Annotated in this window: 1 protein-coding gene; it reads left to right on the plus strand. The window is 73.1% G+C overall.

What is annotated here, in order from left to right:
• Window positions 1-16,274, plus strand: a 16,274-nt coding sequence (locus AB0B96_RS40465; RefSeq protein ID WP_362907580.1) for an SDR family NAD(P)-dependent oxidoreductase, incomplete at both ends; no start/stop codon positions are given.

Below are 16,274 nucleotides of genomic sequence, written 5' to 3' on the forward strand. Positions count from 1 at the left end.
GGGTACTGGTGTGAGAACCTGCGGCGCACGGTGGGCTTCGCTCCGGCGGTCGGGCAGTTGCTGGAGCAGCGGTATCGGGTGTTCGTCGAGGTGAGCTCGCATCCGGTGCTGACGGTCGGGGTCGGCGAGTGCGTGGACGCGGCCGAGGTGGAGGCCGTGATCGCCGGGACGCTGCGCCGTGACGAGGGCGGCCTGGAGCGGGTGCTGACGTCGGCGGCCGAGCTGTTCGTCCGTGGCGTGACGGTCGACTGGCAGCAGGTGCTGACCGGCGGCCGCCGGGTGGATCTGCCCACCTACGCCTTCCAGCATGAGCGGTTCTGGCCGGTGGGAGCGGGTTCCCAGGTGGGGAATGTGGCCGCGGCGGGGCTGGCGGTGGCGGGGCATCCGCTGCTGGGCGCCGCCGTGGGCCTGGCCGACTCCAACGGTGTGCTGCTGACCGGGCGGTTGTCGCTCTCGTCGCATCCGTGGCTGGCCGATCACGCGGTGGCCGGGACGGTGATCTTCCCGGGTACCGGTTTCCTTGAGCTGGCGGTGCGTGCCGGTGACCAGGTCGGGTGTGACCTGGTGGAGGAGCTCACTCTGACGGCGCCGCTGGTGCTGGGTGAGACCGATGCCGTCGCGGTGCAGGTGTGGGTGGGGGCCGCGCAGGAGACGGGTCACCGGAGCGTGAACGTCTACGCCCGGTCGGCGCAGGCCGCCGACGACGTGCCGTGGGTGCGGCACGCCACCGGCACGCTGGCCGTCGGCGCCCCGGCCACCGGTGCTCCCGATGCCGGGCCGTTCGACGCGACGGTCTGGCCTCCGGCCGGCGCGACCGCGATCGGGCTGGACGGGGCGTACGAAGGGCTGGCCGCGGGCGGGTTCGAGTACGGCCCGGTGTTCCAGGGGCTGCGGGCGGCCTGGCGTGGTGCCGATGGTGAGGTGTTCGCCGAGGTCGCGCTGCCCGAGCAGACGGCGTCGAGCGCGGGTTCGTTCGGGGTGCATCCGGCGCTGCTGGACGCGGCGCTGCACGCGGTGCCGTTCGTCGGGCTGGAGCCGGTCGAGGGCGGCCGGTTGCCGTTCTCCTGGGGGCAGGTGAACCTGCAGGCCACCGGAGCGGCGATGCTGCGCGTGCGACTGCTCCGGACGGGTGATGACGCCGTGTCGCTGACGGCGGTGGACGCCGCGGGCGAGCCGGTGCTGTCGGCGCGGTCGCTGGTGCTGCGCCCGTTCACGCCTGATCAGCTCGCCGTCGGCGGCGGTCAGGTGGCGGAGCGGGATGGGCTGTTCCGGCTGGACTGGACGCCGCTTTCCGAGATTTCGGTGGCTGACCCTGCGCCGGTGGCGGTGGTCGGTTTCTCCGGGTTCGAGCCGGACGCCCTGGGCCTCGTGGCGATGTGGGAGTCGGCCGGGCACTCGGTGCCGGTTCACCGTGATCTGCCGGCGCTGGGCGAGGCGGGGCCGGTGCCGGGGACGGTGCTGGCCGAGGTGGTGGCCGATTCCGCCGGGGACGCGGTGGCCTCGGCGCGTGCGGTGACGGCCGGGGTGCTGGCTCTGTTGCAGGGGTGGCTGGCCGACGAGCGGTTCGGCGATTCGCGTCTGGTGTTCGTCACCCGGGGCGCGGTCGCGGCCGGTGACGATGAGACGGTCTCCGATCTGGCGGCAGCTGCCGTATGGGGCCTGGTGCGTAGTGCGCAGTCGGAGAACCCGGGCCGGTTCGCGCTGGTCGATCTGCGCCATGGTGAGTACGGAGACGAGTATCCGGACCCGGCTGCGGATGAGACCTCGCCCGATGCGCCGAGGGTTGCGCTTCCCGTGCTTCCCGCACTGCTGAGCGGGGTGCTGGCTTCCGGTGAGCCGCAGGTGGCGGTGCGCGAGGGTGGGGTGCGGGTGCCGAGGTTGGCGTCGCTGACCTCGGGTGCGGGCCTGTTGCCTCCGTCGGGTACGCCGTGGCGGTTGGGCAGCCGGGCCAAGGGCAGCCTGGACGCGTTGGAGTTGCTGCCGTTCCCGCAGGCGAGCGAGCCGTTGGAGGCAGGGCAGGTTCGGCTGGCGGTGCGTGCGGCGGGGGTGAACTTCCGTGACCTGCTGGACGGGTTGAACGCGCTGGGCTGGTTCCAGGACAAGGTCGGCCTGATGGGTGGCGAGGCCGCCGGTGTGGTGGTCGAGGTCGGTCCCGGGGTGGAGGACCTGCGCGTGGGTGACCGCGTGGTCGGCCTCACCGAGGGCGGTTTCGGCCCGGTGGTGGTCACCGGTGCCGGCGGGGTGACCAGGATCCCCGACGGGGTCTCCTTCGAGGAGGCCGCGACGATCCCGGTCTCGTTCCTCACCACCTACTACGGGCTGATGGATCTGGCCGGGTTGCGCGAGGGCGAGTCGCTGCTGGTGCACGCGGGCACCGGTGGGACCGGGATGGCGGCGATCCAGCTGGCGCAGCGGCTGGGGGTGGAGGTGTTCGCGACCGCGAGTCCGGCGAAGTGGGATGTGCTGCGGTCGATGGGCATCCCGGATGATCACATCGCCTCCTCGCGCACCTTGGAGTTCGAGGAGCGTTTCCGCGCGGTGTGCGGTGAGCGGGGTATCGATGTGGTGCTCAACTCGTTGACGGGTGAGTTCATCGACGCCTCGGCGCGCCTGCTGCGTCCTGGTGGCCGGTTCGTGGAGATGGGCAAGCTCGACATCCGTGACCAGGAGCAGTTCCCCGGCCTGGAGTACCACTGGTTCGACGTGCTGGACGCCGGGCCCGAGCGGTTGCGGCAGATCCTGGCCGAGTTGATGGAGTTGTTCGCGGCGGGTGAGTTGCGGCCGTTGCCGGTGACGGCGTGGGATGTGCGGCGGGGCCGGGAGGCGTTCCGGTTCATGAGCCAGGCCAGGCACACCGGCAAGCTTGTGCTGACGATGCCCCGGGTCTGGGACGCGCAGGGCACGGTGTTGATCACTGGCGGTACGGGTGGTCTGGGTGCGGAGGTGGCCCGGCATCTGGTGGCCGAGCACGGGATGCGTCATCTGCTGCTGGTCAGCCGCCGGGGTCTGGAGGCTCCGGGTGCGGTGGAGTTGCAGGCGGAGTTGATCGCGCACGGGGTCGAGGTCACGGTCGCCGCGTGCGACATGGCCGACCGGGACGCGGTGGCCGGTCTGCTGGCCGGGGTGTCGGAGGAGCATCCGCTGACCGCGGTGATCCACGCGGCCGGTGTGCTGGACGACGGCACGATCGCCTCGCTCACGCCGGAGCGGCTGGATGCGGTGCTGCGGCCGAAGGTCGACGCGGCGTGGCATCTGCACGAGCTGACCGAGGGCATGGATCTGGCCGGGTTCGTGGTGTTCTCCTCGCTCGCCGGGCTGATGGGCGGCGCGGGTCAGGGCAACTACGCGGCGGCGAACGCCTGGCTGGACGCGTTGATGGCGCGGCGCCGGGCGCAGGGACTGCCGGGGCTGTCGCTGGCCTGGGGTTTGTGGGCGCAGGCCACCGGGATGACCGGGGCCATGTCGCAGGCCGACGTGCAGCGGATGACCGCCGCCGGGCTGCCGCCGATCACCACCGAGCAGGGGCTGGAGCTGTTCGACGCCGCCATCGACTCGGATGCGCCGCTGGTGGTCCCGGTGCGGCTGAACGTACCGGCGATGCCCGCTCAGCTGGTGCCGCCGCTGCTGCGCGGCCTGGTGCGCGGCACCCGCCGTACGGCGGCATCGGCGCCCGTCCTGGGTGAGGGCACCCTGTTGCGGCAGTTGGCCGGGTTGACGCAGGCCGAGCGGACCCGGTTCGTGACCGACCTGGTCCGCACCCAGGCCGCGGCCGTCCTCGGGTACCCCTCGCTGGAGGCGGTGGACGTCAGGCGGGAGTTCCGCGAGCTGGGCTTCGACTCGCTGACCGCGATCGAACTGCGCAACCGCCTCAACACCGCCACCGGGCTGCGGCTGCCCTCCACCCTCGTCTTCGACTACCCCACCCCCACCGCGCTGGGAGAGTATCTGCTGAGCGAGGTGCTCGGCGCGCACGGCGACGCCATCCTGCCGGTGGCCACGGTCTCGGTCGGAGACGACCCGATCGCGATCGTCTCGATGGCCTGCCGCTACCCCGGAGGGGTGAACTCCCCGGACGACCTGTGGCGGCTGGTCATCGAGGGACAGGACGCCATCACCCCGCTGCCGACCGACAGAGGCTGGCAGACCCACGGTGACATCGACCTGAAGGGCGGATTCGTCTTCGACGCGCCCGAGTTCGACGCGGAGTTCTTCCGGATCTCGCCACGTGAGGCGCTCGCGATGGACCCGCAGCAGCGGCTGCTGCTGGAGGCGGCCTGGGAGGTCCTGGAGAACGCGGGCATCGACCCGGACTCGTTGCGCGGCAGCGACACCGGCGTCTTCATCGGTTCCGTCGGCTCGGGCTACATGCCGGGGGAGGAGTCTCGCGGTCACATCATGACCGGGCAGCTGGCCAGTGTGGCCTCCGGCCGGATCTCCTACACCCTGGGCCTGGAGGGTCCGGCGGTGACGGTGGACACCGCGTGCTCGTCGTCGCTGGTGACCATCCACATGGCGGCACAGGCCCTGCGCAACGGGGAATGCTCGCTCGCGGTGGCCGGTGGCGTCACCGTCATATCGACGCTCGCGGCGTTCGGAGAGCTCGGTGAGCAGGGCGGCCTCGCACCGGACGCCCGCTGCAAGGCGTTCTCCGACTCGGCGAACGGCATCGGATGGTCCGAGGGCGTCGGCCTGGTGATGCTGGAGCGGCTGTCGGACGCCCAGCGTAACGGCCACCAGGTGCTCGCGATCGTTCGCGGGTCGGCGATCAACCAGGACGGCGCGTCCAACGGTCTGACCGCGCCGAACGGCCCCTCGCAGCGGCGGGTGATCCGCAAGGCCCTGGCCGTCGCCGGGCTGTCCGCCGACGAGGTGGACGCGGTCGAGGCGCACGGCACCGGCACCGCCCTGGGCGACCCGATCGAGGCGCAGGCGCTGCTGGCGACGTACGGCCAGGACCGGCCGGAGGATCGGCCGCTGCTGCTGGGTTCGGTGAAGTCGAACATCGGGCACACCCAGGCCGCCGCGGGCGTCGCAGGTGTGATCAAGATGGTGATGGCCCTGCGGCACGGCATGCTGCCCCGGACGCTGCACGTGGACGAGCCGTCCTCGCACGTGGACTGGGCCTCGGGCGCGGTGGAGCTGCTGACCGAGCCGGTCGAGTGGCCGCGGAACGGTCACCCCCGCCGGGCGGCGGTGTCGTCGTTCGGCATCAGCGGCACCAACGCCCACATGATCCTTGAGCAGGGACCCGAGGCGGCGGAGCCGGCGGCCGAGGAGCCCGCCGGACCGGCGGGCGGCGTACTGCCCTGGGTGATCTCGGCTCGTACGGCCGACGCGGTACGGGCGCAGGCCGGGCGGTTGGCGGCGCACGTTCGGGCCAGGGGCGAGCTCGACCCGGTGGACGTGGGCTCGTCGCTGGTGTCGTCGCGGTCGATGTTCGACCACCGCGCGGTGGTGGTCGGGGGCGACCGGGAGGAGTTGCTGGCAGGGCTGGCGGCGGTCGTCTCCGGAGACTCCACGGCGGGCGTGGTGCGCGGCGCGGCGGACGTGAACGGCCTGACGGTGTGGGTGTTCCCCGGTCAGGGGGCGCAGTGGGCGGGCATGGGCGCCGCCCTGCTGGAGGAGTCGGCGGTGTTCGCGGCTCGGATGGCCGAGTGCGCGGCGGCGCTGGAGCCGTTCGTCGACTGGTCGCTGCTGGAGGTGATCCGGCAGAGCGAAGGGGCTCCGTCACTGGAGCGGGCAGACGTGGTCCAGCCGGTCTCGTTCGCGGTGATGGTGTCGCTGGCGGCGGTGTGGGAGTCACTGGGGGTTCACCCGGACGCCGTGGTGGGCCATTCGCAGGGCGAGATCGCGGCGGCGGTGGTGGCCGGTGGCCTGTCGTTGCAGGACGGCGCCCGGGTGGTGGCGCTGCGCAGCCGCCTGATCGCCGAGCGGCTGTCCGGGCACGGGGTGATGCTGTCGGTGATGGCGCCGGTGGAGCAGGTGCGTGCGGCGCTCGCCGAGGACGACCTGCTGGACCGGATCTCGATCGCCGCGGTCAACGGGCCCAGGGTGGTCACCGTCGCCGGCGACGGAGAGGCCATGCGGGTGCTGGAGCGGCGCCTGTCGGCCGGAGGCGTCATGCGCTGGCAGCTGGCCGGCGCGGACTTCGCCGCGCACTCGCCCCAGGTCGAGCGGTTCCGTGACGACCTGCTGGCGGACCTGGCGGAGGTGGCGCCGCGTGCGGCGCGGGTGGCGATGCTGTCGACGGCGACCGGGCGGTGGCTGGACGGCACGGAGCTGGACGCCGGCTACTGGTACGAGAACGTGCGGCGGACGGTGGAGTTCGCCCCGGCGGTCGAGCGGCTGCTGGAAGAGCGGTACCGGGTGTTCGTCGAGGTCGGCCCGCACCCGCTGCTGACGCTGGGAATCGAGCAGGCCGTGGACGCGGCGGGAGTGGCCGCGGTGGTCGCCGGGACGCTGCGCCGCGACGAGGGCGGCCTGGACAGGGTGCTGGTCTCGGCGGCCGAGCTGTTCGTGCGCGGCGTGACGGTGGACTGGCAGCAGGTGCTGACCGGCGGCCGGCGGGTCGACCTGCCGACCTACGCCTTCCAGCATCGGCGTTACTGGCCCAGCGGGGTGCGGATCGCCGACGCCCGAGGGCTCGGCCTCGTCGCGGCCGGGCATCCGCTGCTGGGCGCCGCGGTCGGGCTCGCCGACTCCGACGGCGCGCTGCTCACCGGCCTGATGTCGGTGCGCGCGCACCCCTGGCTCGCCGACCACGCGGTGGCCGACACGGCGCTGTTCGCCGGCACCGGCTTCCTCGAACTGGCGATCAGGGCGGCGGACCAGGTCGGCTGCGACCGGGTGGAGGAGCTCACCCTGGCCGCCCCGCTGGTGCTCACCCGGGACGGCGCCGTCGCCGTCCAGGTGGTGGTGAGCGCGTCCGACGAGACGGGCCGCAGGAACATCGCGATCTACGCGCGGCTCGCCGACGCACCGGACCAGCCCTGGGTGCGGCACGCGGCCGGTGTGCTGGGGGTCGGAGCACGTACGGCGCGGTTCGACACGGCCGTCTGGCCGCCCGAGGGCGCGGCGCCCATCGCGCTGGACGGGCTGTACGACGATCTGGCCGAGGGCGGCGTGGTCTACGGACCCACCTTCAAGGGACTGCGGGCGGCCTGGCAGCGCGACGGGGAGATCTTCGCCGAGGTCGAGGTGCCGGAGGAGGTCGGCGACGTCGGTCTGTTCGGCCTGCATCCCGCGCTGCTGGACGCGGCGTTGCAGCCCGCCTCGTTCATGGATCTGACGGAGCCGGGCCAGGGGCGGCTGCTGTTCTCCTGGAGCGGCGTCTGCCTGCACGCCAACGGCGCTTCGGCGTTGCGGGTGCGGCTGGTCAAGACCGGAGGCGGTTCGGTGTCGCTGGCGGCGGTGGACGCCGAGGGCGCGCCGGTGCTGACGGCGGAGTCGCTGGTGTTCCGGCCGGTGTCCGCGGACCAGATGCTCGCCTCCGGCGGCCAGGGACCGGAGCGGGACGCGCTGTTCACCCTGGAGTGGGTGGTCGCGCCCACGGTCGTCTCTCCGACGGACGCGGTGGCCGGCCTGGACTGTGTCGAGCTGGACTGGTCGGAACCGGGCCGTCCGGAGCTGAGCGAACTGCGCTGGGCCGAGCCGGGTCAGGCCGAGCCCGGGGCACTGGACCGGGTGCCGGACGTCGTGACCGTCGAGATCGGCTCGCCCGCCGAGGCGGCCGGGGCGTCGGCGGCACGGGAGCTGACCGGCCGGGTGCTGGAACTGCTGAGGCAGTGGCTGGCCGACGACCGGTTCAGCGAGTCGAGGTTGGTGCTGGTCACCCGAGGTGCGGTCGACGGCGGGGAGGACGAGATCGTCACGGATCCGGCGGCGGCCGCGGTCTGGGGCCTCGTACGCGTCGCGCAGGCCGAGAATCCCGGACGCTTCGTACTGGTCGACGTGGACGAGCAGGAGACCGGGCTGTCGGCACTGCCCGAGGCGCTGGCCTGCGGCGAGCCCCAGATGGCGATTCGCGAACACGTGGTCCGCGTTCCCCGGCTGGTCCGCCTGACCCCGGGGGAGGACGGCGCGCGACGGCCGGACCTCGAAGGCACCGTGCTGATCACGGGCGGTACGGGTGGTCTGGGAAGCAACCTGGCCCGGCATCTGGTGGCCGAGCACGGGGTCCGGCACCTGCTGCTGACCAGCAGAAGAGGGCTGGACGCTCCGGGCGCGGTGGAGTTGCAGGCGGAGCTGATCGCGCACGGGGTCGAGGTCACCGTCGTCGCCTGCGACCTGGCCGACCGTGACCAGGTGGCGGAACTGCTCGCCGGCGTGCCGGCGGAGCACCCGCTCACCGCGGTCGTGCACACCGCGGGCGTCCGTGACGACGGCATGATCCCGTCACTGGACGCGCGGCGGCTGGCCAACGTGTTCGGGCCCAAGGTCGACGGCGCCTGGCACCTGCACGAGCTCACCCGGGACCTCGACCTGACCGCCTTCGTCATGTACTCCTCGATGGCCGGGCTGGTCGGCGGCGCGGGACTGGGCGGTTACGCGGCGGCCAACGCCTACCTGGACGCCCTCGCCCAGCATCGCCGGGCCCAGGGCATGGCGGGCCTGTCCCTGGTGTGGGGGCCGTGGGCGGCGGACGCCGGTATGGCCGGAGAGCTCTCCGAGACGGACCTGCGCCGGCTGACGGCCGCGGGATTCCAGCTCTTCTCCTTCGCCGAGGGGCTGGCGCTGTTCGACGCGGTCCTGGGCTGCGACACGCCGGTGGTCGCGCCGGTCCGGCTCAACCTGCCGGCGCTGCGGGCGTTCGGTGAGGTGCCGCCGCTGCTGCGCTCGCTGGTGCGGGGCACCCGCCGTACGGCGGCGGCCCCGGTGTCGGGCGCGGACGGGGCGCTGCTGCGGCAGCTGGCCGGGCTGCCCCCCGCCGACCGCGGCCGGCTGGTGACCGAGCTGGTCCGAGCCCAGGCCGCCACGGCGCTGGGACACGACTCTCCGCAGATGGTGGAGGTGCGGCGGGAGTTCCGTGAGCTGGGCTTCGACTCCCTCACCGCCGTCGAACTGCGCAACCGGCTCAACGCCGCCACCGGGCTGCGGCTGCCCGCCACCCTGGTGTTCGACTACCCGACCCCCGTGGTGCTGGCGGAGTTCCTGCTCGCCGAACTGCTGGGTGAGCACGGTGACGTCGTCGTTCCGACGGCGATCGCGTCGGTGGCCGACGACCCGATCGTGATCGTGTCGATGGCCTGCCGCTATCCGGGTGAGGTGCGCTCTCCCGAGGATCTGTGGCGGCTCGTCACCGAGGGGCGCGACGCCATCTCCCCGCTGCCGGTCGACCGGGGCTGGCAGGTGAACGGCGAGCTGGACTTCCACGGCGGCTTCATGTCCGACGCCGCGGACTTCGACGCCGGCTTCTTCGGGATCTCGCCGCGTGAGGCCCTGGGGATGGACCCGCAGCAGCGCGTCCTGCTGGAAACCACCTGGGAGGCGTTCGAACGCGCCGGAATCGACCCGCTGTCGCTGCGGGGCAGCGACACCGGTGTCTACGTCGGTGCGAGCGGTTCTGGCTACATCCCGTCGGACGAGGCCCGCGGTTTCATGGTGACGGGCCAGGCGGGAAGCGTGACCTCGGGCCGGCTGTCCTACACGCTGGGGCTGGAGGGCCCGGCGGTGACGGTGGACACCGCGTGTTCGTCGTCGCTGGTGGCGATGCACATGGCGGCGCAGGCGCTGCGTTCGGGCGACTGTTCGCTGGCCCTGGCCGGCGGTGTGACCGTGGTGGCCACGCCGATGGGGATCGTGGAGTTCAGCGCTCAGGGCGGGCTCGCCGCCGACGGACGCTGCAAGTCCTACTCCGACGCCGCCGACGGCACCAGCTGGGCCGAGGGCGTCGGCATGGTGGTCCTGGAGCGGTTGTCCGACGCGCGACGCAACGGCCACCAGGTCCTGGCCGTCCTGCGGGGTTCCGCGGTGAACCAGGACGGCGCCTCCAACGGTCTGACGGCGCCGAACGGCCCCTCGCAGCAGCGGGTGATCCGCCAGGCCCTGGCCGGTGCCGGTCTGACCCCCGCCGAGGTGGACGCGGTCGAGGGCCACGGCACGGGCACCGCGCTGGGCGACCCGATCGAGGCCCAGGCGCTGCTCGCCACCTACGGCCAGGACCGGCCGGAGGACCGTCCGCTGCTGCTCGGATCACTGAAGTCGAACATCGGTCACACCCAGGCGGCCTCCGGCGTGGCCGGTGTGATCAAGATGGTCATGGCGATGCGGCACGGCGTGCTGCCCAGGACGTTGCATGTGGACGAGCCGTCCTCGCACGTGGACTGGACCTCGGGCGCGATAGAGCTGCTGACCGAGCCGGCCGAGTGGCCCTCGGCCGACCACCCCCGCCGGGCGGCGGTGTCGTCGTTCGGCATCAGCGGCACCAATGCGCACGTGATCATCGAACGGCCGGAAGAGCGGGACGCGAAGTCCGAGGGCACGGAGTCCGAGAACCGCCCGCCCGTGTCGGACGGCGCCGTCCCGGTCCTGGTCTCCGGCCGGTCGGCGGAGGCGCTGCGGGCACAGGCCGAGCGGCTCACGGCGTACGTGGACGACGAGCCCGGTCTGCGTCTGGCCGACGTGGCGTACTCGACGGCCACCACGCGCTCGGCGTTCGAGTACCGGGCGGCCGTGCTGGCCACCGACCTCGAAGGTCTGGGCGCCGGCCTGCGGGCACTGGCGGAAGGCCGGTCCGGTGCGGGCGTGCTGCGGGGGTCGGCCGCGGCCGAATCGAAGCCGGCGGTGCTGTTCACGGGTCAGGGCAGCCAGCGGGCCGGGATGGGCCGTGAGCTGTACGACCGGTTCCCGGTGTTCGCGACGGCGCTGGACGAGGTGATCGCCGAGCTGGACCCGCTGCTTGACGGGTCGCTGCGTGAGGTGGTGTTCGCCGAGCCGGGGTCGGCGCAGGCGGAGGCGCTCGACCAGACCGGGTGGGCGCAGCCCGCGCTGTTCGCGGTGGAGACGGCGCTGTTCCGGCTCGTCGAGTCGTGGGGAGTCCGCCCCGAGATCATGGCGGGACACTCGATCGGCGAGATCACCGCGGCGCACGTGGCCGGGGTGCTGTCCCTGCCGGACGCCTGCGCGCTGGTGGCGGCGCGCGGCCGGTTGATGCAGGCGCTGCCCGCCGGCGGGGCGATGGTGGCGGTGCGGGCCTCGGAAGAGGAGATCGCCGAGCTGCTGACCGGGCGTGAGACCGAGGTGTCGATCGCGGCCGTGAACGGCCCGGCGTCCGTGGTGATCTCCGGGGATGAGCGGGCCGTTCTCGAGGTCGTGGCCGCACTGGAGAAGCGGGCGGTCAAGACCCGGCGGCTGCGGGTGTCGCACGCCTTCCACTCGCCGCTGATGGACCCGATGCTGGAGGACTTCCGCGCGCTGGCCCGGACGCTGACCTTCAGCGCGCCACGGATTCCGATCGTGTCCACGGTGACCGGTGAGATGGCCACGGCCGAGCGGCTGTGCTCGCCGGACTACTGGGTGGAGCAGGTGCGGAGCGCGGTGCGCTTCGCCGACGGGGTGCGCACGCTGCACCGGCAGGGTGTCACGGCCTACGTGGAACTCGGGCCGGACGGGGTGCTCACCGCGATGGCCGCCGACACCCTGGCCGAGCTCACCGCCCAGGACTCGCCCGCCCAGCTCTCCGGCGCCGACGCGGTACTCGCGCCGGTGCTCCGCGGCGACCGTGACGAGCAGTCGTCGATCATGACGGCCCTGGCCGAGCTGCACGTGCGCGGAGTACCGGTGGACTGGCGGGCGGTGCTCCGGGGCGGGCATCGGATCGACCTGCCGACGTACGCGTTCCAGCGTCAGCGGTTCTGGCCCGACGCGGTCGGCTCCCAGCCGGGGAACGTGGCGGCGGCTGGCCTGGCCTCCGCGGGACACCCGCTGCTGGGCGCCGCGGTCGGCCTGGCCGACTCGGCCGGAGTCCTGCTCACCGGCAGGCTGTCGCTGCGGACACATCCGTGGCTGGCCGACCACGCGGTGGCCGGAACGGTGATCTTCCCGGGTACCGGGTTCCTCGAGCTGGCGATCCGTGCCGGTGACCAGGTCGGCTGCGACCTGGTCGAGGAGCTCACCCTCACCGCGCCGCTGATGCTGGGCGAGCGGGACGCCGTCGCGGTGCAGGTATGGGTGGGCGCGGCGGCGGAGTCCGGTCGCCGCAACCTGAGCGTCTACGCCCGCCCGGCCGAGGCCGCCGACGACGAGCCGTGGGTGCGGCACGCCACCGGCGTACTGGCCGTGGCCGACGGCCGCTCTCGCTCGCTCGCCGACATCGCGGCCGGCTTCGACGCGGCGGTGTGGCCGCCGCGTGACGCGACGGCCATCCAGCTGGACGACCTCTACGACCGGTTCGCCGCGGGCGGGTTCCACTACGGGCCGGTGTTCCAGGGACTGGGCGCGGCCTGGCGGGGCACGGACGGCGCGGTGTACGCCGAGGTCGTCCTGCCCGAGCAGGCGCAGTCGAGTGCGGGTTCGTTCGGGATGCATCCCGCGCTGCTGGACGCGGCGCTGCACTCGGTGAGTTTCGTCGGCCTGGACGACTCCGAGAGCGGCCGGATGCCGTTCTCCTGGGGTGAGGTGTGCCTGCACGCCGGTGGCGCGTCGGTGCTGCGGGTGCGGGTGGCCAGGACCGGTGGTGACGCGGTCTCGGTGGTCGCGGTGGACGGCGCGGGGGAACCGGTGCTGTCGGCGCGTTCCCTGGTGCTGCGACCGGTCGCGGCCGACCAACTGACCGTCGGCGGCGGCGACCTGTACCGGGACTCGCTGTTCCGGCTGACCTGGACGGCGTCGTCCGAGACGACGACGGAGGACGGCGCCGGGCTCGACCCGGTCGAGCCCGTCCTGGATCTGGCGTCGGATCCGGCGGCGGCGCTGGCGGCGCTGGAGACCGTCCCGGAGACGGTGACCGTCGCGGCCGGTTCCACCGAGCAGGGCGACGTGGTCGCCGGGGTTCACGAGTTGACCGCCGCGGCGCTGGGCCTGCTGCAGGCATGGTCGGCCGACGACCGCTGCCGCCGCTCCCGGCTGGTCTTCGTGACCAGGGGCGCCGTCACGACGAGCGAGGGCGAGACCGTCGCGGACCTGGCGGCCGCCGCGGTGTGGGGGCTGGTGCGGTCGGCCCAGTGGGAGGACCCGGGCCGCTTCGTCCTGGTCGACGTCGACGACGAGCCGTCCTCGTCCGTACTGGCCGGAGTGCTGGCCTCCGGCGAGCCGCAGGCGGCGGTCCGTGAGGGCGGGGTGCGGGTCCCGCGCCTGGCGCGGGTGGCACCGGCCGATGAGGCCGGACAGCCCTGGGACCCGGACGGCACGGTGCTGATCACCGGTGGTACCGGTGGTCTGGGAGCGCAGTTCGCGCGGCACGTGGTGGCCGAACGCGGGGTGCGGCACCTGCTGCTGACCAGCCGTCGAGGCCTGGACGCTCCCGGTGCGGTGGAGTTGCAGGCGGAGCTGATCGCGCACGGCGTCGAGGTCACGATCGCGGCGTGCGACATGGCCGATCGGGACGCGGTGGCGGCGCTGCTGGCAGAGGTGCCGGCCGAGCACCCGTTGACCGCGGTGATCCACACCGCGGGTGTGCTGGACGACGGCATGATCACCTCGTTGACGCCGGAGCGGCTGGCAGGAGTGCTGCGGCCGAAGGTGGACGCGGCCTGGCACCTGCACGAGCTGACCCGGGGCCTGGACCTGGCGGCGTTCGTGCTGTTCTCCTCGCTGGCCGGGGTGATGGGCAACGCGGGACAGGGCAACTACGCCGCAGCCAACGTCTTCCTGGACGCGCTGGCCCAGCACCGGCGGGCCGAAGGGCTGCCCGCGCTCTCGCTGGCCTGGGGTGCCTGGACCCAGGACGTCGGAATGACCAGCACGCTGGACGACACCGACATGCGCAGGATGGCGCGGGCGGGGATGCCGTCGCTGTCGCTGGAGCAGGGCCTGGCCTTGTTCGAGGCCGCCGTCGCGCTTGAGCAGGCGGTTCTGGTTCCCGTCCGGCTGCACCTGCCGTCGCTGCGGACGCAGGGTGACGTGCCGGCGCTGCTGCGCGGTTTGGTACGGGGCGGGCGCCGGTCGGCGGCGTCGGGCTCGGTGGTGGCCGCGACGCTGCTGCAGCGGCTCGCCCCGCTGGGCCTGGCGGAGCGCACCGAGGTCCTGCTGGATCTGGTGCGCACCGAGGTGGCGGTCGTGCTCGGGCACGCGTCGCCGGAGACCGTGGAGGTGCGCAGGGAGTTCCGCGAGCTGGGCTTCGACTCCCTCACCGCCGTCGAACTGCGCAACCGGCTGAACACGGTGAGCGGGCTGCGCCTGCCGGCCACCCTGGTGTTCGACTACCCGACACCGGCCACGCTGGCGGAGTTCCTGCTGTCCGAACTGCTCGGCGAGGACGCCGACGTGGTCATCCCCGTGTCGGTGGTGCCGGTCGCGGACGACCCGATCGTGATCGTGGGCATGGCCTGCCGCTACCCGGGCGGGGTCACCTCGCCGGAGGACCTGTGGCGCCTGGTCAGCGAGGGCGGGGACGCGATCACCCCCTTCCCGACGACGCGCGGCTGGAGTCGCGGATCCCTTGAGGGGAGCACCGAGAGCCGGGCCGTGAACTACGTGGAAGCGGGCGGCTTCCTGCACGAGGCGGGAGAGTTCGATCCCGGCTTCTTCGGGATCTCACCGCGTGAGGCGCTCGCGATGGACCCGCAGCAGCGGCTGCTGCTGGAGACCACCTGGGAGGCGATCGAGCGCACCGGGATCGACCCGACCTCGCTGCGCGGCAGCCGTACCGGCGTGTTCGCCGGGGTCATGTACCACGACTACGCGACCAGCATGCCGTTCCCGGCGGACGTGGTGGGCTTCATGGGTACCGGCACCGCGGGCAGTGTCGCGACCGGCCGCATCTCCTACACGCTGGGCCTGGAGGGCCCGGCGGTGACGGTGGACACCGCGTGTTCGTCGTCGCTGGTGGCGATGCACCTGGCCGCGCAGGCGCTGCGCGGCGGTGACTGCTCGCTGGCGCTGGCCGGCGGCGTGACCGTGATGGCCACTCCGAGCCCGTTCATCGACTTCACCGGTCAGGGCGGCCTCGCCGGCGACGGACGGTGCAAGTCGTACTCGGACGCGGCCGACGGCGCGGGCTGGTCCGAGGGTGTGGGCATGCTGGTGCTGGAGCGGTTGTCGGACGCGCGCCGCAACGGGCACGAGGTGCTGGCGGTGGTGCGGGGTTCGGCGGTGAACCAGGACGGTGCGTCGAATGGTCTGACGGCGCCGAACGGTCCCTCGCAGCGGCGCGTCATCCGTCAGGCGCTCGCCGGGGCGAGGTTGTCGCCGAACGAGGTGGACGCGGTCGAGGGCCACGGGACCGGCACCGTTCTGGGTGACCCGATCGAGGCCCAGGCACTGCTCGCCACCTACGGCAAGGACCGGGACGAGGACCGTCCGCTGCTGCTGGGGTCGATCAAGTCGAACCTCGGTCACACCCAGGCGGCGGCGGGTGCGGCCGGTGTGATCAAGATGATCATGGCGATGCGGCACGGGGTGCTGCCCAGGACGCTGCACGTGGACGAGCCGTCGTCGCATGTGGACTGGGCCTCTGGCTCGGTGGAGCTGCTGACCGAGCAGGTCGAGTGGCCTCAGACGGGTCGTCCGCGCCGGGCGGGTGTGTCGTCGTTCGGGATCAGCGGCACCAACGCGCACGTGATCATCGAGCAGCCCGAGGCCGCGACGGTGGCCCGTCCGCAGGACGGTGGCGTGCTGCCCGGTGCGGAGACAGAGCCGCCCGCGGTTCCGCTGGTGGTGTCGGGTCGTACGGGTGAGGCGCTGCGGGCCCAGGCGGGGCGGCTGGTCTCGCACCTGCAGGGTCGCGATGCCGCGCTGACCGATGTGGCGTTCTCGCTGGTGGCGTCGCGGTCGGTGTTCGAGCACCGTGCGGTGGTGGTCGGCGGGGATCGTGAGGGGTTGCTGGCGGGGTTGGGGGCGGTGGCTTCGGGTGAGCCGGTGCCCGGTGGTGTGGTCGAGGGTGTGGCCGACGTCGACGGGAAGTCGGTGTGGGTGTTCCCGGGTCAGGGGGCGCAGTGGGTGGGGATGGGTGCGGCTCTGCTGGAGGAGTCGGCGGTGTTCGCGGCTCGGATGGCGGAGTGTGCGGCGGCGTTGGAGCCGTTCGTGGAGTGGTCGCTGCTGGATGTGGTGCGTCAGGTGGAGGGTGCGCCGGGGCTGGATCGGGTGGATGTGGTGCAGCCGGTGTCGTTCGCGGTGAT

Origin of the sequence: Streptosporangium sp. NPDC049046 (assembly GCF_040649155.1) — a bacterium.
GTDB lineage: Bacteria > Actinomycetota > Actinomycetes > Streptosporangiales > Streptosporangiaceae > Streptosporangium.